A 19,750-nucleotide genomic window follows, 5' to 3' on the forward strand; every position below is an offset into this window, starting at 1 on the left:
GGCAAAACCCTGCTGGCCCGAGCGGTCGCGGGTGAGGCCGGGGTGCCCTTCTACTCGATCTCCGGCTCGGACTTCGTCGAGATGTTCGTGGGTGTCGGCGCAAGCCGGGTACGGGATCTGTTCGAGCAGGCCAAGACCAACGCCCCAGCGATCATTTTCGTGGACGAGATCGACGCGGTGGGACGCCACCGCGGCGCCGGGCTCGGCGGTGGCCACGACGAACGCGAACAGACCCTCAACCAGTTGTTGGTCGAGATGGACGGGTTCGACGTCAAGGGCGGCGTCATTCTCATCGCGGCGACAAACCGGCCCGACATCCTGGACCCGGCGTTGCTACGGCCGGGACGGTTCGACCGGCAGATCGTTGTCGACCGCCCCGACCTCCTCGGCCGCGAGGCGATCCTGAAGGTGCATGCCAAGGGCAAGCCGATGGAACCGGATGTCGACATGCTCATCATCGCGCGCCGCACCCCGGGGTTCACCGGCGCGGACCTCGCGAACGTGCTCAACGAGGCCGCGTTGCTCACAGCACGGTCCGATCAGAAGCTCATCTCCCCCGCCCTGTTGGAGGAGTCGATCGACCGGGTGATGGCCGGGCCGGAACGCAAGAACCGGGTCATGAGCGACAGGGAGAAGAAGCGGATCGCCTACCACGAGGGCGGGCACGCCCTCGTCGGGCATGCCCTGCCGAACAGCGATCCCGTCCACAAGGTTACGATTCTGCCCCGCGGCCGGGCGCTCGGTTACACCATGCAGCTGCCGCTCGAGGACCGTTACCTGCGCACCCGATCGGAGATGCTGGACGAGCTCGCGATGTTCCTGGGCGGACGGACCGCCGAGGAGCTTGTCTTCCACGAGCCGACCACGGGCGCCAGCGACGACATCGAGAAGGCAACGAAGATCGCCCGCGCTATGGTCACCCAGTTCGGCATGAGCGACAAGCTGGGGGCGCTGAAGTTCGGCGGCGAGAGCAACGAGGTGTTCCTCGGGCGCGACATGGGCCACCAGCGCGACTATTCCGAACAGGTCGCCGCGGAGATCGACGCGGAGGTTCGGCATCTGATCGAGGCGGCGCATGACGAGGCCTGGGAGATCCTCGTTCAGTACCGGGACGTGCTGGACAATCTCGTTCTGCGGCTGATGGATGTCGAGACGCTCGGCAAAGACGAGGTCCTGGAGATCTTCGCGACGGTCCAGAAACGGTCCAGCCGCGGTTCGTACACGGGTGTCGGCAAGCGCCTCCCGTCCGACCGGCCGCCGGTGATGACCCCAGCCGAGCTGGGGCTGACCAAACCCGGCGGCGTCCCGGAACTGATCCCCAGCACCACCGCCGGTCAGGGCGGCCGTACCAATGGTGCCGCGCACGGCAACGGCGGCGGCCTGCCGGCGGGCAGTGGGAATGGCTCCGGGACCGCTCAGGTTCCCCCTGATGACTCGGCCAGAACGGCGGAGCAGAACCCGGACGGTGGCGCGGCCCCCGCGGAGCCGACTTCGAACACCCCGAAGATCTCCAATCCATGGGCACCGCCGACACTGCCGAACGACGACAGGGGACGCCGTTGACGGCCGATTACGGTCTCGCATCTACCGGGTACACATCTTCAGCTCCCGTCGACGTTCCCGCGGATGCCGCTGGGATCGGTGTATCCGAGCGGCAGCGGCTGGAGCCGGAATCACGGCTGATCCGTCCCTTCGATCACGACCGGGTGGCTCGCGCTGTTCGTGAGCTTCTGATCGGCATCGGGGAGGACCCGGATCGAGAAGGCCTGCGTAAAACCCCCGAACGGGTCGCGCGGGCCTATCAGGAGGCGGTCGAGGGCCTCGGGCGGGACCCGTCCGAGGTGCTCACCACCGTTTTCGACGAAGGTCACGAAGAGATGGTGCTGGTTCGCGACATCGACTTCACGTCATTGTGCGAACACCATCTGGTCGCGTTCGCGGGCAAAGCGCATGTCGCCTATATCCCGAACGAAAGCGGGCAGATCACCGGGCTGTCGAAGCTGGCGAGGCTCGTCGACCTGTACTCGCGCCGTCCGCAGGTGCAGGAACGGCTGACGACCCAGATCGCCGACGCGCTGGAGCGGGCGCTGTCACCCCGTGGAGTCATGGTCGTGGTCGAGGCCGAACATCTGTGCATGTCCATGCGCGGAGTCCGTAAACCAGGAGCCCGTACGGTCACCTCAGCCGTACGTGGCCAGTTCCTGAACACCGCGACCCGCGGTGAGGGGATGTCACTGATCCTCAGCCATCGCTAAGAGGCTCCGGCAATAGGGCGTTCGATCAGGGAGCGGCGCCCGGGCGGATGGATCGCGAGGCGGCGGAGGGAGGCGCCCTGTGTTGGGCGTCGACCGACGAGCCGGGGTACCCGTGCATCGCGCGGCGATGGACGGGGAGCGATGACGCGAGGCGCCGACCGGGCGCCGCGAGCCGGACAGTCCTATTGCCGGAGCCTCTAAGTGAGGGCTCATCGCGGGCTGTCAGGGACCGGGCCAGTCCGACACCGGCCCTGACAGGACCGCTTCCTTGCTGTTTCGGTCCCAGCCCCACTCCTTGACCCACACCCCTATTGCCGGGCGCTCTAAAGGCGGCAGGCTCGGATCGAGGAGACGATGATGCCTCGGGCGCCGATCTCCCACAGGCCATCCATCACTCGGTTCACCTCGGCGTGTGGCACCATCGCTCGCACGGCCACCCAGTCCTCGCGTTGCAGTGGTGAAATCGTCGGCGATTCGTAGCCCGGAGTAATCCCACATGCTTTCTCAAGCAAAGACTTGGGGACGTCGTAATCCATGATCACATAACGCCGAGCGACCAGAACACCCTGGATCCGGCGCAGCAGGCGCTCGTGGGCGGGGACGAGCTCCAAGCCCTTCTTCACGAAGACGACGGCTTCAGAACGCAGCACCGGCTCACCTACCAGGGCCAGCCCGTGAGCACGCAGCGTACGCCCGGTCTCCACCACGTCCGCGACGACATCGGCCACTCCGAGCCGGACAGCCGTCTCCACCGCGCCGTCCAGTTTGACAATGCGGGCGTCGATGCCACGGTCAGCCAGGTCGGCCGCGACCAGCCCGGGGAATGACGTGGCGATGCGCGTCCCGGCCAGGCCGGCGAGATCATCTAAGGTGCCCAGTGGCGCGGCGTAGTGAAAGGACGAGAATCCGAAGCCGAGCGGCAGCAGCTCGTCAGCGGCGACGCCGCTGTCGATGAGAAGATCGCGGCCGGTGATGCCGATGTCAAGGTGACCCGCCCCGACGTAGACGGCGATGTCACGGGGCCGGAGAAAGAAAAACTCCACATCGTTCTCGCCGTCAGCGATGACAAGTTCCGCCGATTCTCGCTGCGCCCGGTAGCCGGCGTCGACGAGCAGCTGACTGGATGCCGTGGCCAGTGCCCCTTTGTTGGGCACTGCTAGTCGAAGCATCATAGCCCCCGTGTCACGGTTTTGGCACCGGCTGCGCACAGCAGGCCCACTGTTACAGCCTTGAGTATACGTCGGCCGGTGTGAGACCCGCGGAAATCATCACCAACTGGCTCCAGTACAGCAGTTGCGACAACTCCTCCGCGACACGTTCGGACCCCTCGTACTCGGCCGACATCCAGGTTTCAGCAGCCTCTTCGAGCAGTTTCTTCCCGATATGGTGAATCCCTTTCTCAAGGGCGGCGACGCTACCCGATCCAGGCGTTCGTTCACGCCATTTTCCAGCCAGCTCCAGATACAGTTCATCGTACGTTTTCATCGCCGCGGAGACCCTGCCTTCCCACCGGTCACAAAAATGATCATTCTGGCCGCTGAAAGGATCTGTCCGCTGTCCGGGCTGTCCGGAATCCGGTAGGCCCGCGCTCGACAAGCACCACGACGGAGCTTCCCGCAGCCAGGAAGCCTCGTCCAGCCGGACGTGAACATATCGGGAGACCACCCAGATGGTAACGCACCACCGCCCCGAGCGGGCGGGGGCCAGCCCGGGAGCGGGCGCACGAATCCACCGCCCGATCACCACAACCCGCCGCCGGCCCCGATCCGCATGCGGTTTACTGAACGACTGTGTTCCATCCCGCGCTCGTCGCCACTGACCTCGACGGGACCCTGATCCGAACAGACGGCTCGGTCTCCGCTCGTACCCGAGCCGCGCTGCATCGAGTCAGCGGCGCCGGCGCGCTCGTCGTGTTCGTCACCGGCCGCCCGACACGGGTGATGGCCGAGATCGTGGCCCAGACCGGCGCGTCGGGCCTGGCAATCTGCGCTAACGGCGCAATCGCCTATGATCTGGACAGCCATCGCGTGGTCAGGCATCGCACGCTGGACGTCACCACCGCGCTGCGCCTGGCCACTGAAATCCGGGCTGCCATACCGGACGTGTCTTTCGCGGTGGAAAGCGGCAGCCAGTTCGGACGGGAACCAGCCTTCAGCACGATATGGCCCGATCCGCACGAACGTGTCGGGGATATAACCGAACTTCTCCTGACAATGCCCGCGACGAAGCTTCTGGTCCGCCGGGAGCTGTGTGAGACCATGCTGGCCAGCGCCCGGGCCACGATCGTAGGGATCGCGGGCTCGGCGGCCGAGGTCACCACCTCGAGTCACGATCTCGTCGAAATTGCCGGCGCGGGCGTCTCCAAGGGAGTCGCCCTGGCGGAGATCGCGGAACAGTACAACATGCCCGCGCGGAACACGATCGCTTTCGGTGACATGCCGAACGATCTACCGATGTTCGCCTGGGCCGGGCACGCTGTCGCGGTCGCCAACGCCCATCCGGACGTCCTCGCGGCGGCCGATGAGATCACCGCCTCCAACGACGCCGACGGTGTCGCCCACGTCATCGAACGCATCTTCCCCTGAGCTTGCCCATTGAAAAAGATCATTTCGATGGAGGCCAGGATGAGGTCATGGCCACATCTGCCACCACCTCGGCGGGGGGCGCTGGGATGGGCGGTGCCGCGGGCACCAGCCCAGGCGCCTCCCATCCACCGTCCCATGACATTGATCCCGATTTCCTGGCGCTGCCTCGCGCGGCGCTCGCGGACGCCGTGCTGCAGACCGCCCGTGACCTTGGCGTGACCCACGCCGACATCCGCATCGAACGGATCCGCGACGCGTCGTTGTCGTTCCGCGACGGCGGTCTGGAAAGCCGTGGCGACAGCCGGTCGGCCGGCTTCGCCGTCCGGGTCGTCCACGGTGGGACGTGGGGATTCGCCGCCAGCGTCGATCTCACCACCGACGAAGCGGTCCGGGTGACCAAGGAGGCCGTTGAACTCGCGCGGGTGGCCCGACCGCTCAACAGCGAACCGGTGGAGCTGGCCGACGAGCCCGTCTACACCGACGCGGTATGGGTGTCGGCCTACACGGTCGACCCGTTCACGATCGAAACCGCCGAGAAGATCGAACGGGTCGGCGGGCTGTGCCGCACGCTGCTGGCTGCCCCGGAGGTCGACCATGTCGACGGCCGGCTCGGGCAGGTGATGGAGAACAAGTTCTACGCGGACCTGGCCGGGACGACCACCACCCAACAACGGGTCAGAGTGATCTGCCAGCTCGAGGCGACCTGTGTCGATCGCGCCGCCGGCGGGTTCGAGACCATGCGCACGATCGCGCCGCCCGTCGGCCGCGGCTGGGAATGGCTGGTGGCGGGCACCGCCGCGGGCTGCTGGGACTGGGACGCCGAAATCGCGCTGATCCCGTCCCTGCTGGCGGAGAAGAGCCGGGCGCCTTCGGTGGAGGCAGGCCACTACGACCTGGTGATCGACCCGTCCAACCTGTGGCTGACCATCCACGAGTCGGTCGGCCACGCCACCGAGCTTGACCGTGCGCTCGGCTACGAAGCCGCGTACGCGGGCACCTCGTTCGCCACCCTCGACAAGATCATGTCATTGCGCTACGGCTCCCCCGCCATGCACGTCACCGGTGATCGCACCGCCCCGCACGGCCTGGCGACGATCGGCTACGACGACGAAGGCGTGCGGGCGGGCCAGTGGGACATCGTCCGCGCCGGAACCCTGGTCGGCTACCAGCTTGACCGTAGGATGGCCGCGCAGAACGCCGCCGCCCTGGGCACTGGTCGTTCCAACGGCTGCGCGTTCGCGGACTCCCCCGGGCACGTGCCGATCCAGCGGATGGCGAACGTGTCGCTGCAACCGGCACCGGGCGGACCGTCCACGGACGAACTGATCTCCCGGGTGGAGCGCGGGATCTACGTGGTGGGCGACAAGAGCTGGTCGATCGACATGCAGCGGTACAACTTCCAGTTCACCGGCCAGCGCTTCTACGAGATCCGCGGTGGCCAGCTCGTCGGGCAGCTGCGCGACGTCGCCTACCAGGCGACCACCACCGACTTCTGGGGGTCGCTGGAAGCCGTGGGCGGCGAGGCGACCTATGTCCTGGGCGGCGCGTTCAACTGCGGCAAGGGCCAGCCCGGCCAGGTCGCCGCGGTGAGCCACGGCTGTCCGTCCGTGCTGTTGCGGGGCATCAACATCCTTAACACCCAGCGAGAGGCAGGCCGGTGAGCCCGCTGCGGTCCCACGAGGTCGTTGAACAGGCGCTGGCGTCGTCACGGGCCGACGGCTGCGTAGTGATTGCCGACGAGTCGAGCACGGTGAACCTCCGCTGGGCCAACAACACGCTGACCACCAACGGCGCGGCCCGGGATCGCTCCGTCACCGTGATCAGCGTGGTGGGCCGCGCGTTCGGGGTCCGCTCCGCGAGCGATGTCACCGATGGCGACGCCCTGACGAAGCTGCTGCGTTTGTCCGAGGCTGACGCCCGCGAGGCTGAAAACGCCGACGACTACGCCGAGCTGCTTGGTCCCGACGCCGGCAGCACCCAGGCGGGCTCGTCCGGCGGGACAGCGGCGGCCGCGCGCGCGGCGGCGGAGGCTGCGGCGACCTTCACCGACCCCGCGCAGCGCACCAGCACCGGTGTGTTCGCCGAGTTCGCCCGCGACCTCGGCGACGCCTTCGACGCGGCACGGGCCGACGGGCGCCGCCTGTTCGGCTTCGCTCAGCACGAGCTGACCACCACCTGGCTCGGCACCTCCGCGGGGCTCCGGCTACGCCACAGCCAGCCGGCCGGCTCCGTGGAATGGAACGCCAAGAGCGCAACGCCTGGCGGCTCGGTGTGGCATGGCCAGTCAACACACGATTTCACCGACGTGTCCGTGCCGGACACCGACGTCCTCCTGCGCCAGCGCCTGGCCTGGGCCGCGCGCTCGGTGGATCTGCCGGCCGGCCGCTATGAGACATTGCTGCCGCCGTCCGCCGTCGCGGACCTGCTCAGCTATGCCTACTGGTCGGCGGCTGGCCGCGACGCGGCCGAGGGACGCACGGTCTTCAGCCAGGCCGGCGGCGGGACCAGAATCGGTCAGCCACTCGGCCCGCCCGGCCTGCGCCTGTTCAGCGACCCGTTCGACCCGGAGCTGTTAGCGACACCGTTCGTCATCGCGACATCCTCATCCGCGACATCGAGTGTGTTCGACAACGGGCTGCCGCTGCGGCGCACCGACTGGATCACAGACGGCACGTTGACCGCGCTGCTCCAGACCCGAGCGTCGGCCCGCGCCAGCGCCCAGGCTGTGACCCCGTTCATCGACAACCTGACCCTCGATGGTGGTGGGACTGCCTCACTGGACGAGATGATCTCGAAAACCTCTCGTGGGCTGTTGCTGACCTGCCTGTGGTATATCCGCGAGGTCGACCCGCGGCTCCTCCTGCTGACCGGGCTCACCCGTGACGGCGTCTACCTGATCGAGGACGGTGAGGTCACCGGCACGGTGAACAACTTCCGCTTCAACGAGAGCCCGGTGGACCTGCTGGGCCGGCTTACCGAGGTGGGGACCACGGTCCGGACGCTTCCACGCGAATGGGCGGACTGGTTCACGCTTGCGCGGATGCCGGCTGTGCGCATCCCCGACTTCAACATGAGCTCGGTCAGCCCCGCCAGCTGACCGGGTGGCGAGCCCATGACGCGAGCCCATGACGCGGGCCCAGTCCGGCCGCGCGGACGGCACCTACGGATATATCACCTGTGGATATATTCAGCCGGCTGCATACAGCCGGCGTCTACAGATAGGCGCCGCGACCGAACTGCTCTCCGGACTGGGAACCGCTCGGCAGCGCCCGCCGCCGCATCTCCTCCAGCTGGGCCCGCGCGGCCATCTGCTGGGCGAACAGCGCCGTCTGGATGCCGTGGAAGAGTCCTTCGAGCCAGCCGACGAGCTGGGCCTGAGCGATCCGGAGTTCGGCATCGCTCGGCGTCTGCGTCTCGTCAAAGGGGAGCGTGAGCCGGCCCAGCTCGTTCTGAAGATCAGGAGCAAGGCCGCTGGAGAGCTCATTGATCGAATTACGGTGGATCTCCCGGAGGCGGAGCCGGCTTGCTTCATCCAGCGGTGCCGCCCGCACCTCCTCCAGCAACTGTTTGATCATCGAGCCTATCCGCATAACCTTGTCCGGCTGGGACACCATCTCCATGAGCATGTTCGACTGGTCACCGTGACCGTCCCCGCCGCTGCCGCCGTCAGCGCCACCGCCGGGGACCGGGGGCGTGGCTGTGTCGCCACCGACATCAGCCGGCGCCATCCGTGAGCTGGCACCCGCCGTAGCGGCGTTCACAGCACCGTCCGGTCCAATGATCACAATCTGTGGGTCCGGTTGATCTGCCATGGGTCCATCCTGCCTGGTCGCTCCGGCAAACATGTAGGCAGGATGGAGATGAGTCCCGACCTGGCCACTTTCAGTGGTATTCGGAGTATTCCGAACCTGGCAGCGCCAGCAGGACCTTACCCACGTGCCCGAGAGCCTCGACGTGCCGGTGCGCGTCAGCGACCCGCTCAATCGGGAACACCCGATCGACGACCGGCATGATCGCCCCTGCCTCGACCGCCGGCCAGAGACGTTCGCGGACGGCCGCCACGATCGCCGCCTTCTGCGCCTCCGGCCGGCCACGCAATGACACCGCGTGCACGACGCCCCGTTTCGCCAGCAACATCCCGAGGTTCAGTTCACCTCTGCCGCCGCCCTGAAGCCCGATCACGACGAGCCGCCCCTCGACGGCCAGCGCGGCCACGTTGCGAGCCAGGTAGGAAGCACCCATATTGTCAAGGATGACGTCCGCTCCGCGGCCGTCGGTGAACTCCTTCAGGCGGGCGACGAAGTCCTCGTCCCGGTAGGAAACAGCACAATCGGCTCCGAGCTCGCGGACTCGGGCGAGCTTCATCGGGCTGCCCGCGGTGGTCACAATGGTCGTCGACGGCCGGAGGGCCCGCGCCGCCTGGATCGCGAACGTGCCGATCCCCGATGCTCCGCCGTGCACGAGGAACACCTCACCGTCGCTCAGGCCGGCCAGCCCGAACACCGTCGAGCAGACGGTGGCGGCGACCTCGGGCAGCCCGGCCGCCGCCACCAGCGACACACCAGCCGGCACCGGCAGCACCTGGGCGGCGGGCACGTTGACCCTGGTCGCGTACCCACCGCCGGAAAGCAACGCGCAGACTTCGTCGTCAACCCGCCAGGCAGTCACGCCGTCACCAATCGCCGCGACCCGGCCGGAGCACTCCAGCCCGAGCACCTGGGAAGCGCCTGGCGGAGGCGGATAGAGACCTTGTCGTTGCAGTAGGTCAGCCCGGTTCACCGCGGAGGCGGCCACCTCAATGGCCACCTCACCCGGACCGGGGAGGGGCAGATCGGCCACCTCGGCCCAGGACATGACCTCAGGGCCACCTGGCGACATCGCTGTCACGGCATACACAGATACACGGTATCCGTGTGCCGCGGCGCTCCGGCACCACGCTCCGGCACCACGCTCAGGACGGGATCGCCAGCCGCAGATCACAGACACGCAGCAACAGATGGTAGGGGTCCGACGGCGAGCCGGAGAAAATCTTCAGTTTTCGGCACCACTCCCGAGCCGAGGCGTCCTCGACATGAATGATGAGGATGGGCGTGTGGGCTGGTCCCGCCGCATACGCGGCCTGCCGCAGAGCATCAGCCACGAGTACCCGGCCGACGCCGCGGTGGCGATCCGCGAGGTCGACACCAACCCTGGAAATGATCAATACCGGTGTCTGTCCGCCATCCCCCACCAGGCTGCCGCTGGACAGCGCGTAATAACCAGCGACATCGTCTCCAGAGCCCCGCCGGATGACCCGCACCCGGTTACGCCCGCTCCGCGCCGCGGCGAGTGCCTGTTCCCGCAACCAGGTCGTTGTCGGCAACGATCCGCAGTCGAACGCCGAACAGCGATGATGGGACGCAAGCGTTTCAATATCATTGAACCCGTGCGCGCCGCTGCCGTGCCCGGCTGTCTGCAGCAGGCTCGCAAGCCCCGCCGGCAGTCGCGGAGGCTTCGCAACCAGCGCGCCGAGGTTATCTTCCTGTTCGGTCGAGAGGCAGAAGAGCCGACGGTCCGCCAGGACGTCGGTCGCCGCCCTGGTGGCATGAGCGATCACGAAATCGGCGACCGGAATACCTGCCGCGTCGCTGGCCGCGGCCAACAGGCGCCAGACGCGTCCGTTCTCGCCGGTACCGACAGGATCAATCTTCACCATCGACATCCGTGAACCTCCAGCACCCCATGGCATTACTCTATGAACCTAAATACTCTACCCAAAGTAACAGGCGGCGAATCATCCCAACACCCGGCGGAACCGGTAAGAGCGACCGGCAATAGGGGCGTGGGTCAAAGAGCGGGGCTGGGGTGCGTGCATCGCGAGGCGGCGGAGGGAGCCACTGGAGGTGGTGGGTGGCGACCGACGAGCCGGCGTACCCGTGCGTCGCGCGGCGATGGACGCGCAGCGATGGATGGGGAGCGGATGGATGGGGAGCGATGACGCGAGGTGCGCAGCCCAGCCCCGCGATAGCCCCGGCGCTGCCGCGTCCCCTGTTGCCGGTCGTCGGCTCTTACGCCGCGGGAAACCCAGGCCACAACCAGCTCAGGGGCTGAGGCCCACGAGATACCGAGGGCATCCCGTACGGGCACACATGCCGGCTCGGGTTCGGGCTCCGCCGGAGCGGGCGTGGTGTACGGCGACGGCTCGTGCGGCGCGGGCGGGAGGTCCGGGGCGTCCGGCAGCAGGGGGCCCGGATCGTCCGGAACGGGAACGTCCGGATCAAGCGGGGGTGGTGTGCCAGGCTGGTGGGGACGAACGGCCTGCTTGGACTGAACGTTAACGCGCGGCGCAGCCATATGCGCGGGAGTACCCTGGCCGGCGGTGTGGGGAAACATCACCATTGAGATCCAGCAACGACCGCGACCCACTTGTCAGGACCCCGCTCACCGCGGCGGCGGACGAGCGTGCGCTGCACGCAACTACATGCAGTAAACAGTTAGTCGTGGCAAGCAGCTCTACGCAAGAAAAACTTTGATCTTGTTATGTTGTCGGATTGTCAAGTTACGCCAACCCGATCGAGACCGCACCCTGGCAGTCAGACATACTTCGACTGCGTTGCCTGCGGGGCTACCCCTCGATCATCATCGAACCGCCGGGAACGCGTCGGCCATCGGACGAGCTACGGGAGCACTCCGGTTGGAACGGGACAACTACACCGATGGTGACAGGTCCGCCAGCTCGGAAGCGGAGTTCCACGTCTTCTTCGAACAGCATCATCGCCAGCTCGCGCGGCTCGCCTACCTGCTGACCAACGATCACGACGCGGCTGACGACATCACCGCCGACGCGTTCACCGCGGCCTGGCGGCACTGGGCCAGGGTGCGACAGGTGGACAATCCCCTGGCATACATGCGCCGTACCGTCGCGAACATGGCAACCAGCCGGCTGCGGCGGATCATGCGCGAACGGCGCGGTCTGGGGATGCTCGGCAACATGGCCGAGACCAACAGCGTCGACACCGATGTACCGGCCGTCGTCGATGTCCGGGCCGCGTTGATGTCGCTTCCCGCTCGCAAACGGGAATGCGTGGTGCTCCGTTACGCATTCGACCTGTCGGAGCATGAGACCGCGCGCACCCTGGGAATATCCGTCGGCACGGTCAAGAGCCAGACGTCCAAGGGCGCGGGCGAGCTGGAACGGCTACTGGCCGCAAGCGCCCATGAGACCGCGTGGGTGGCGTCGTCCCCACCGGTGGCCACCCCCCCGGCCAGAGGAGGGACGAAAACAGGCGCGCGCAAGGGGCTGTCGCGCCCGCGGCGAGACGTTGACCCACCGGCGCGATTGCGGGGAGGAGAAGCCACGTGACAGGCGCCCGTCGTAGGCACGGTGGCAGCCGCGCCCACATCGAGGCTGAGTCGTGGCTGCCGGCCGCGCTGACCAGAGCGGCGTTGACGCACGAGCCGAACACCGCCGAAATCCGCGGACGCATGGCCAGGGCGGCTGGCGGCGCGCCAGCACCAGGCGATCGCGCCTGTGCTCCCCACGCCAGCCGGCAACGCGCGCGCTCAGCGCCACGCGGCGGCCTGCGATCGAGGCTGAGCCGTTCCGCGTGGCCATTTCCGCGCCGCCCCACAATGATCGTCATCGGCATGGCCACCGGCATGCTGAGCATCGCCGCGATCACCTTGATCGGCGTACGGGCCATCCCACCGTTCGACGACCGCCGGCCCATCACCGCGATAGCGGCACCAGCGCCCTCGACCTCGGCATCGCCCCACTCCCCGGCCCTGCCAGCATCACCCACGAACTCCCCCCTGGACGGGCCGGACCAGGCCGAACCGGCCGCGGCGCCACTCGCGACAAATACCACAACGCCCGCGACACCCCGAGCCACGGCAACAACATCGATCATCAACGATCAACAGATAGCAATCTCCTCATTCGCAATTCCAGCACAAACAATCATCCTTCCATTGCGAAATTGTAGGGATTGGGTACTCTACGGGCTCGGGAACACTTTCCCCGTCCGGGAACAAGCGCGCGCGGACCTTCGCAACCCCCTCATCGGCCAGCTCGGCATTGTCGGGGCCAGCCCGACGGCGGTGACCGGAACGAGGGGCCGTTTCGACTGGAGCGGCGGCAGGCCGCAGGCGACCGGCAGGGATTACACCGGCCGCCTGGCCGTACCGGGTTCCGGTGAGCTCAAGCTGACCGTCTCGCTGGCGGCGGCCGCGGACGGCCACTTGGACCTGTATCTCGGCACCCTCGGAGTCCGCGGCGAGGTCCAAGCCACCCTCGACGGACAGCCCAGCCCCCCGGCGTCGTTGGTGGCGCCCCAGGCGGGCCGCTGGGCCGACACGGTTGTCCGGATCAGCTTCGGCGCTGTCACCGGGCCGCGCAGCCTGACGGTCACGGTGTCGGCCGCGGCCGGAGACAGGGACGGTGATGGCCAGTTCCCGGGGTTCCAACACGACGGCGGGACCTCGTCCCGGTGGCCGCCAGGAGCGGTGTCCTCGGGACAGATCTCACTTGCCGCGGCCGTACTCCTCGAGGATTAAGAGCGCCCGGCAATAGGGGTGTGGATCAAGGAGTGGGGCTGGGGTGCGTGCATCGCGAGGCGGCGGAGGCAGCCACCGGAGGTGGTGGGTGGCGACTGACGAGCCGGGGTACCCGTGCATCGCGCAGCGATGGACGGGCAGCGATGACGCGAGGTGCGTGCCCTGGCCCCGCGACGCCGCGTCCCCTCTTGCCGGTCGCTCTTAGAGCGCCCGGCAAGAGGGGTGTGGATCAAGGAGCGGGGCTGGGGTGCGTGCATCGCGAGGCGGAGGAGGGAGCCACCCTGGTGTTGGGTGGCGACTGACGACAACGACGCGAGGTGCGTGCCCTGGCCCCGTGACGCCGCGTCCCCTCTTGCCGGTCGCTCTTAGCACAGTCCGCGACCGCTGGAGGAGTCCGTGCCTGTCCTCCCATCATCCCTGCTCGAACCCATCTGGAGCGAGTTCGCCGCCCTGCTCACCGAGCACCGCGGCGGGCCGCTCTCCGAGTTCGACCCCACCCACCCGCTGGGCTGCCACCGCCGCCGCGTCCCCGACCGGACCCTCTTCGAACACGTCGTCGACTCGCTGGTCCACGGGTCCGGCCACGAGCGGACGCCCCTGTTGCCGGGCGGTCCAAACCGCCGTGGCCGAACGGCCCTCCCACAACCGCAAAGAGATGTTCCGGACGCGGCAACCATCCAGCGAGCTGGAGCGACTGGACATGTGAACGTACGGATAGTTCGTCCCTGGGGATCTTCATGATCGACCAGAACGCCGTTTCGTGCGTTTCGGCCTGCTCGTTCCTCGCTAACCCCCCCCAGCCGGGGCGGGCAGGCCGCCCCACCGGGCACGGACCGGAGGTAGCGTCACAAGTGTGCGCCGAGTCCTCTTCTCACCCTCGTGGCTGTTCCGCCATGCGCTCGCCCTCTTCCTGATCGGCCTTTTCGCCCGACTCGGCTGGTGGCAGTGGGAGAAGGGGCAGTCCGCACGCGGTACGCTGCAGAATCTCTTCTACGGAGTAGAGTGGCCGATCTTCGCTGCCGCCGTAGTCTTCGGCTGGTGGCAGATGCTGCGTGAGGAACTTCACCCGACGCCGACGCCAGCACCGGAAACCGAACCAAGCAGCGCGCCCCCACTGGGAGCGGATGGCGTGGCTCGCGCCGATGCCTACCGGCTCACCATCGGCGACCTGACCGAGAGCACCATCGAGGACGAGGAGGATGAAGCGGAGTTGGCCTCGTACAACCGTTATCTTGCCACGCTGCACGAGCGGGACGCGTCATCAGGGCCGAGGACGCGGTGACCAGCCCGGCCGATGACACCGCGCTCGATGCCCTCCGGGCTTCGCCCACGTTGCCGGCAGCCAGCGGCCGGACAGGGCGTTACAGCGAGCAGGCGATCCGTGGCGCACTGCTGCGTTTCCGGGTACTGGCATACGTGGTGGGCGTGGGGCTGATCGCCCTCGTGCTGATCGGCGTGCCGCTGAAGTACCTGGCGGGCACGCCGATCGTGGCCGAAACCGTGGGTCCGCTACACGGGTTCCTGTTCATGCTTTATCTTGCCCTGACCGTGGACCTGGCATCGCGCTGCCGGTTTCGCCCCGTCCACACTCTTGCGATCATGATTGCGGGAACCGTGCCGTTCCTGTCGTTCGTGGCCGAGCGAAAAGTCACCCGGCAGGTACTGGGACGCGCAACCAGCTGAGTTGACGGCCAGCTGCTTTGCCCCGGATCATCCGGTCCGGCGGTGAATCCGGGGTCAGCCCACGGCACCGGAGATGGTCAGGATGGGCCCGGAAGGGCCCATCAGGAAGGGCACGGCCAGCCGGGGCCACGGTCAGGAACAGGCGGCGTTGGAAAAACCCGCGGCCGCGCCCACAACCTGGTTGTCACAGCCGACCACGTTCCCGACGTCCTTGTCATGGAGGTAGATTCCGAAGCCGGTCGCGTTCACCACGAGCGTGTTGTTCCGGATGATGTTGCGGCGGCCCCAGCCCTCCTTCACCACGTGTTCCTGGATGCCGTCCTTGAGCGCCCCGCCGCCCTTGCCCGTGTTCTTCTCGACGATCCACCCGTTACCCTTGAGGTCAATCCACGAGTCACCGCCGTCATCGGTCATCCTGTCGCTGGACAGCACGTTCCCCGAGATAAGACCGCCGGTACTTCCTTCTTTGACGTCGATGTTCTCGGCGGTCGTTCCAGCGATGTTGTTGCCGATGATGAAGTTACGGTCACTGGCGTCCGGGTTACAGTTCGAAATCTTGCACCAGTTGTTGTTCGCGCTGCCGATGTAGATACCCTCACCGAACTTCGCGGACCGGTGTCCGGTGTCGCGCACGGTGTTTCCGGTCACCAGGTTGTCCGAACTGGAGTCACGCAGGTGGATGGCCTCGTCCCCGATAGCGCTGACGCTCAGCCCAGCGATGACGCTGCGCTGGGTGGCATCCGCCATCACGCCCTTCTTGCCATTGCGGACGCTGAAACCGACCAGCCGAACGAAAGAAGCATGATCAAGATGCAGAACGTAGTCGGCGTCATCCCCGCCGTCCAGCACCGCGCTGGTCGAACCGCACAGCCAGATCGGCGCACCCTCGGTACCGGCCTTGGTGACGACGAACTCGCCGGTATACGTCCCGTCGGCCATCCGGATGACAGCGCCTGGGCTCGCCGAGGCCAGCGCGCTCTCGAGGCCGGCGGCGTCGTGGACGGTGGGAGCGCCCGGCGGGCAGACAGCCTGCTGCGCCTGGCCGGAGAGCCCGACCCCGTCCGCCAGCGCGGTGGGCGCCTCCGGCACGACCGATTTCGCATCGTCACCATGACAGGAGGCGGTCGCCGTGGCGATCGCTACGGCCGCGGTGGCCGTAGCAAACAGCCGCAACCGCCCCTGGCGTATGGCGACAGGCGTCACTCCGGGTCCTTTCGCCCATGACGGTCGCGACTCCGGCCATTGTTGTAGGAAATCATTGCCCGAGCCGGCCCGACGGCGTCGAGTTTGACCACTGACACGCCTTCGTCACTGACTATGGTCGTGGTGTCCTCATCAACGGCATTCGGATAGCCCTGCGGTTCAGCTGGGTGAGCGTTCCACTGCGGGAATCGGTCAGCTGATGGAGCGAGCTCCGGCCGGATCGCCGGCTGGAAGTCGTCGTCGTAACCATGAGCGTTCCCATAAAAATTCCCGTGCCCATGCCCATGCCCATGCCCGTTCCCATTCCCGTGCCCGTTCAACGGGTCGTCCTGGTACCCCTGGATCCGGTCACGCTGAAACCGCACGTCCATGGTCGGGTTGTCATCCTGGCTGAACGGGGAATGCGCCCGCTCCGGTATCCGGCGCTGGAACGTCTCCGTCGGGCCGTCCAGCGGTGTCCGCAGGGCCGCGGGCACCAGCGCGGCGCCGGGATCGGCGGCGGGGGTACCAGGAGCGAACCAGGGCGCGTCGGCGGGCCGGGGCTGGCTGCCCCCCGGCCGCTGCTCCGCGGCCGCTCCGCGGTGGCTCGGCGCACGGGGCCCGGCCTGCCCCGGAACCATGGGCATCCGTTCGGAATCGGCCGAAACCGGCGGCGAAGCGGACAGCATGGCAGCTGCTGCCCCAACGGGCACCGCCGCTTCCTTGACGCCAACGGCTGCCAATGCGGATCTCTTCGGATCACTCACCTTGTTCATCCGCTGCACGAGTAGATCCGACTCGGGATAGGGATGCTCCGCCGCCCGCTTGCGCCAGCGGCGCCGGATGCGCCAGCCCAGAATCGGCAGCAGCGCCATGAAGGACCAGACAAACAACGCGGGGTGCCGCTCGAAGATTGAATACCAGGGCCGCTCGACCCGTGGAATCCAGTTCGAGACATCGTTACCGGTAAGGGCAGCGCCGGTGATCCCAGTAGCTTTGTTGATGTCCACCGCACGCCAGCCTCGGCCGGACAGCGTGTTGTTACCTATCGTCGTCCCGTCGGCCTGGCCCCGGATCGAGACAGCGAACTCAGTCGCCCCCGATATCGTGTTCCGGCTGATGATGTTCGTCGGCGCGTCCTGGGTGATGATCCCCATCCGGCCGTCGGACAACTTGTTAGTTGTGATCGCCGTCCGCTTGGCGTCCGGTCCTACCTGTATCGCGGACTCGGTGACACCGCTGACCGTGTTGTCGACGATCTGGGTGCCGTTCGCGCCACTTTTGATGACGATTCCCACCGTACTGCCCGCGACCGTGTTACCGCGGACGGAAGCATCCTCACCGCCGAGGACGCGAATGCCGTAGCGGCCGTTGTCGGTCAGTTTGTTGGCCTCGATGACGGTGCCCTTGACCTGATTGATCTGTACCCCGGTGGCGGTGGCGACAAGGCCGATGCCGCGGCCGTCCAAGGTGATGCCGTCACCGCTGTTGCCGGAGATCGTGCTGCGCATCACCCGGGAGCCTGACGCACGGTCGATGGTGATGCCGTCACCGTGGTTCGCGATGGCGGTACTGCCGGAGATGAGGGTGCTGACCGCGTCCCGGTGAACGGCAAGACCGGCCCGGTCGTTGCCCTCCAGCCGGACATTGATCATCTGAATGCCCTCACTACCGGAGATATAGGCACCCCAGACATTGTTGATGAATGTGGAGTTGGCCGCTCCGCCGGTGCTGGGCTGCCCCTTGCTGCCCGTCCAGGCGAGCCCACCGGTACGGCCGTTCCAGAAGCCGAGGTTGGCCACGCGCGCATTACGCACGACAAGCTCGCCACCCATCGTGCGGATGTAGCCACGCCCGTCAACCGGATTGAGATCGGGCTTGAGCTCCTTGACATCCCAGGAGATGACATTCATCGGCTGCTGAGGGTTTCCATTGATCTCAATGGCACCACGCCAACTGGTCAGCGCCACGAACCCCGCCGCGCTGCTGGCGAGCCGCAGCGTCCCAAAGCGCTGGTCGATGATGAAGCGCGCGTTCGGCCCGACGACGATGCTGGTCAGCTCAAGCAGTGCGCCGTCGACGTCCTTGCGCATGCCACCAGCCGCAACGACGTCCTCGACCGTGTAGGGAGCCGGGCGGCCCGGCAGCAGCAGGGTGGGCAGGCTGCCCTGGGTCTGCACGATGGACGGCGCCTTCAGCACGCCGAACTTCGCGAACATCGACCGCAGCCGGAGGTCCTCGGTATCGACCAGGTTGGACTGTTGCTTGGCATCCGCGGAGGTGACCGGCGGCAGCGGTGGCAGCGGCGCCGCTGCCGCGGTGCCCACAACGCCAGGAGCGAACGCAAGACCTGAGACTAGCGCCATAACCATCCCGACGAGCGCGCTACCGGCTCGCGCGTGCGCGCCGTGCCGCGGGCGGCGACGGGCATCGGGCAGCAAACGCCGAGCAGCGGAGAGTCCGGACATCGGGGTGATCATGAAACTCCGATCATTTTTGACTCATCCGAACAGACGCGTCCGACTGCCCCTCGCCGCCGATCAGGTCGGCGCGGCGGGTCAGCCAGCCCTGCTTGTTCATGGAGATGAACGCCCATGTCTTGATCGGAAGGGCGACAATTACGATCATCAAAACAACTACCGGGAGGATGAAGATGTCCCGCGGATGCTCCCGCAGGTGCGAGAACCCACGGACGGCACGTCCACCCAGGAGCCAGGCGATGGCAATCAGCGGAGCGTTCGCCTGCGGGCGCGCTATCCAGAACCCGAGGTAGGTCATGGCCACCCCCATGGTGACCGGGGTCAGCAGGATCTGCAGAACGCTGATCTGGCAGATCAGCGGCTGCCGGAACAGCCAGCCCTTGTAGATGGCCGTGAGATAGCAGCGGTAGGAGTTACGGCTCCACCGCACCCGCTGCTTGATGAACGGCTTCAGCCCGTCCGGGAACATCGAAATCGCGCGGGCCGAATCCTGGTGCATGGTCTTGTAACCGGATGCCAGGGTGAGCCAGGTGAGGCGGCCGTCGTCCCCGGCGATACAGCGCCGGCCCAGGAAGAACTCGTTCTCCAGATTGTGGAGCACGGGGAGAATGGCCTCACGGCGGTAAGCCGCCGTCCGGCCGGACAGACAGGCCACGGCCCCGGCTCTGCCCTGCGCCGGCACGTAGTCGAGGTAACGGATGTCGACCAGCCAGTTCGCTACCCTGCGCCAGACACTGGTACGCGCATTGTAGACGCTCTGGCGGGTACCGACCCCGCCGACCTTGGGATCGACGAAGGGCATCTGGACGGCGGCGAGCAGGCCCGGCTCCCAGGCGGTGTCGGAGTCGCAGAGCACCACGATCTCCTTGGTAGCCGCGGAGATACCGACGCCCAGCGCTGATCGTTTCCCCTCGTGCACGAACGGGATCACCCGCATGACCGGATTGTCGCGGGCGTGTCTGGTCAGTCGCCTGATGAGCTCGGTGTCCTCGACGTCTGGAACAATAATGATCTCATCGGGATCCTGGTC

17 protein-coding genes and 1 pseudogene are annotated in these 19,750 nt (G+C 67.0%); 10 read left to right on the plus strand and 8 right to left on the minus strand.

Annotated elements, in window-relative coordinates:
- A partial coding sequence (gene ftsH, locus MJ777_RS17695) for an ATP-dependent zinc metalloprotease FtsH (RefSeq protein ID WP_239377205.1) occupies positions 1-1,563 on the plus strand: 1,563 nt, incomplete at its 5' end.
- Positions 1,564-1,637: 74 nt separating this feature from the next.
- Complete coding sequence (gene folE / locus MJ777_RS17700; protein ID WP_370651601.1) at positions 1,638-2,255, plus strand: GTP cyclohydrolase I FolE; 618 nt, start codon at positions 1,638-1,640, stop codon at positions 2,253-2,255.
- 323 nt (positions 2,256-2,578) lie between these two features.
- Here the strand turns inward: folE and hisG are convergent, their stop codons facing one another.
- Together hisG and MJ777_RS17710 are read right to left on the minus strand one after the other, a co-directional pair.
- On the minus strand, positions 2,579-3,424 hold the full coding sequence (hisG, locus tag MJ777_RS17705; RefSeq protein WP_239310427.1) for an ATP phosphoribosyltransferase: 846 nt from the start codon (positions 3,422-3,424) through the stop codon (positions 2,579-2,581).
- Positions 3,425-3,476: 52 nt separating this feature from the next.
- Positions 3,477-3,740 carry a phosphoribosyl-ATP diphosphatase gene (locus MJ777_RS17710; RefSeq protein ID WP_239310411.1) on the minus strand — a complete coding sequence of 88 codons (264 nt, stop codon included), beginning with the start codon at positions 3,738-3,740 and terminating at the stop codon, positions 3,477-3,479.
- A 305-nt stretch (positions 3,741-4,045) separates the two neighbouring features.
- Here MJ777_RS17710 and MJ777_RS17715 point away from each other — a divergent pair, with 305 nt between their 5' ends.
- The 3 genes from MJ777_RS17715 (at position 4,046) to MJ777_RS17725 (ending at position 7,937) form a co-directional block, all read left to right on the plus strand.
- Positions 4,046-4,840 (plus strand): HAD family hydrolase, encoded by a 795-nt coding sequence (locus MJ777_RS17715; RefSeq protein WP_239310412.1) that lies wholly within the window; start codon positions 4,046-4,048, stop codon positions 4,838-4,840.
- Between the two features lie 86 nt (positions 4,841-4,926).
- Complete coding sequence (locus MJ777_RS17720; protein ID WP_239310428.1) at positions 4,927-6,501, plus strand: TldD/PmbA family protein; 1,575 nt, start codon at positions 4,927-4,929, stop codon at positions 6,499-6,501.
- On the plus strand, positions 6,498-7,937 hold the full coding sequence (locus tag MJ777_RS17725) for a metallopeptidase TldD-related protein (protein ID WP_239377206.1): 1,440 nt from the start codon (positions 6,498-6,500) through the stop codon (positions 7,935-7,937). Before MJ777_RS17720 ends, MJ777_RS17725 begins: the two co-directional genes overlap by 4 nt.
- 115 nt (positions 7,938-8,052) lie before the next feature.
- Here the strand turns inward: MJ777_RS17725 and MJ777_RS17730 are convergent, their stop codons facing one another.
- The 3 genes from MJ777_RS17730 to MJ777_RS17740 form a co-directional block, all read right to left on the minus strand.
- A complete protein-coding gene (locus MJ777_RS17730; RefSeq protein ID WP_239345471.1) occupies positions 8,053-8,652 on the minus strand; it encodes a bacterial proteasome activator family protein in 600 nt (199 codons plus the stop codon).
- A gap of 70 nt (positions 8,653-8,722) precedes the next feature.
- On the minus strand, positions 8,723-9,736 hold the full coding sequence (locus MJ777_RS17735) for an NAD(P)H-quinone oxidoreductase (protein WP_239345469.1): 1,014 nt from the start codon (positions 9,734-9,736) through the stop codon (positions 8,723-8,725).
- Positions 9,737-9,791: 55 nt separating this feature from the next.
- Positions 9,792-10,541: a DUF1778 domain-containing protein gene (locus MJ777_RS17740; RefSeq protein WP_239310416.1), complete on the minus strand. Its 750-nt coding sequence runs from the start codon at positions 10,539-10,541 to the stop codon at positions 9,792-9,794.
- Positions 10,542-11,513: 972 nt separating this feature from the next.
- Between MJ777_RS17740 and MJ777_RS17745 the strand changes: the two genes are divergently transcribed.
- From MJ777_RS17745 to MJ777_RS17765, 5 genes and pseudogenes are all read left to right on the plus strand, one after another.
- The gene (locus MJ777_RS17745; protein WP_239310417.1) at positions 11,514-12,182 is read left to right on the plus strand and encodes a SigE family RNA polymerase sigma factor; all 669 of its coding nucleotides are present in this window, start codon (positions 11,514-11,516) and stop codon (positions 12,180-12,182) included.
- On the plus strand, positions 12,179-13,375 hold the full coding sequence (locus MJ777_RS17750) for a hypothetical protein (RefSeq protein ID WP_239377207.1): 1,197 nt from the start codon (positions 12,179-12,181) through the stop codon (positions 13,373-13,375). Before MJ777_RS17745 ends, MJ777_RS17750 begins: the two co-directional genes overlap by 4 nt.
- 396 nt (positions 13,376-13,771) lie before the next feature.
- A pseudogene (locus MJ777_RS17755) lies at positions 13,772-13,966 on the plus strand (IS5/IS1182 family transposase); the annotation flags it as partial.
- A 262-nt stretch (positions 13,967-14,228) separates the two neighbouring features.
- Positions 14,229-14,657 (plus strand): hypothetical protein, encoded by a 429-nt coding sequence (locus MJ777_RS17760; protein ID WP_239310419.1) that lies wholly within the window; start codon positions 14,229-14,231, stop codon positions 14,655-14,657.
- Positions 14,654-15,058, plus strand: coding sequence for a DUF3817 domain-containing protein (locus tag MJ777_RS17765; RefSeq protein ID WP_239377208.1), 405 nt, complete (start codon positions 14,654-14,656; stop codon positions 15,056-15,058). The genes MJ777_RS17760 and MJ777_RS17765 overlap by 4 nt, the downstream gene beginning before the upstream one ends.
- 132 nt (positions 15,059-15,190) lie before the next feature.
- Here MJ777_RS17765 and MJ777_RS17770 read toward each other — a convergent pair whose 3' ends face one another.
- From MJ777_RS17770 to MJ777_RS17780, 3 genes are all read right to left on the minus strand, one after another.
- A complete protein-coding gene (locus tag MJ777_RS17770) occupies positions 15,191-16,261 on the minus strand; it encodes a right-handed parallel beta-helix repeat-containing protein (RefSeq protein ID WP_239377209.1) in 1,071 nt (356 codons plus the stop codon).
- Positions 16,258-18,708 carry a nitrous oxide reductase family maturation protein NosD gene (locus MJ777_RS17775; RefSeq protein ID WP_239377210.1) on the minus strand — a complete coding sequence of 817 codons (2,451 nt, stop codon included), beginning with the start codon at positions 18,706-18,708 and terminating at the stop codon, positions 16,258-16,260. Before MJ777_RS17775 ends, MJ777_RS17770 begins: the two co-directional genes overlap by 4 nt.
- 22 nt (positions 18,709-18,730) lie before the next feature.
- A partial coding sequence (locus MJ777_RS17780) for a glycosyltransferase (RefSeq protein WP_239377211.1) occupies positions 18,731-19,750 on the minus strand: 1,020 nt, incomplete at its 5' end.

The sequence above is a fragment of the Protofrankia sp. Cj5 genome, assembly GCF_917627405.1.
GTDB lineage: Bacteria > Actinomycetota > Actinomycetes > Frankiales > Frankiaceae > Protofrankia.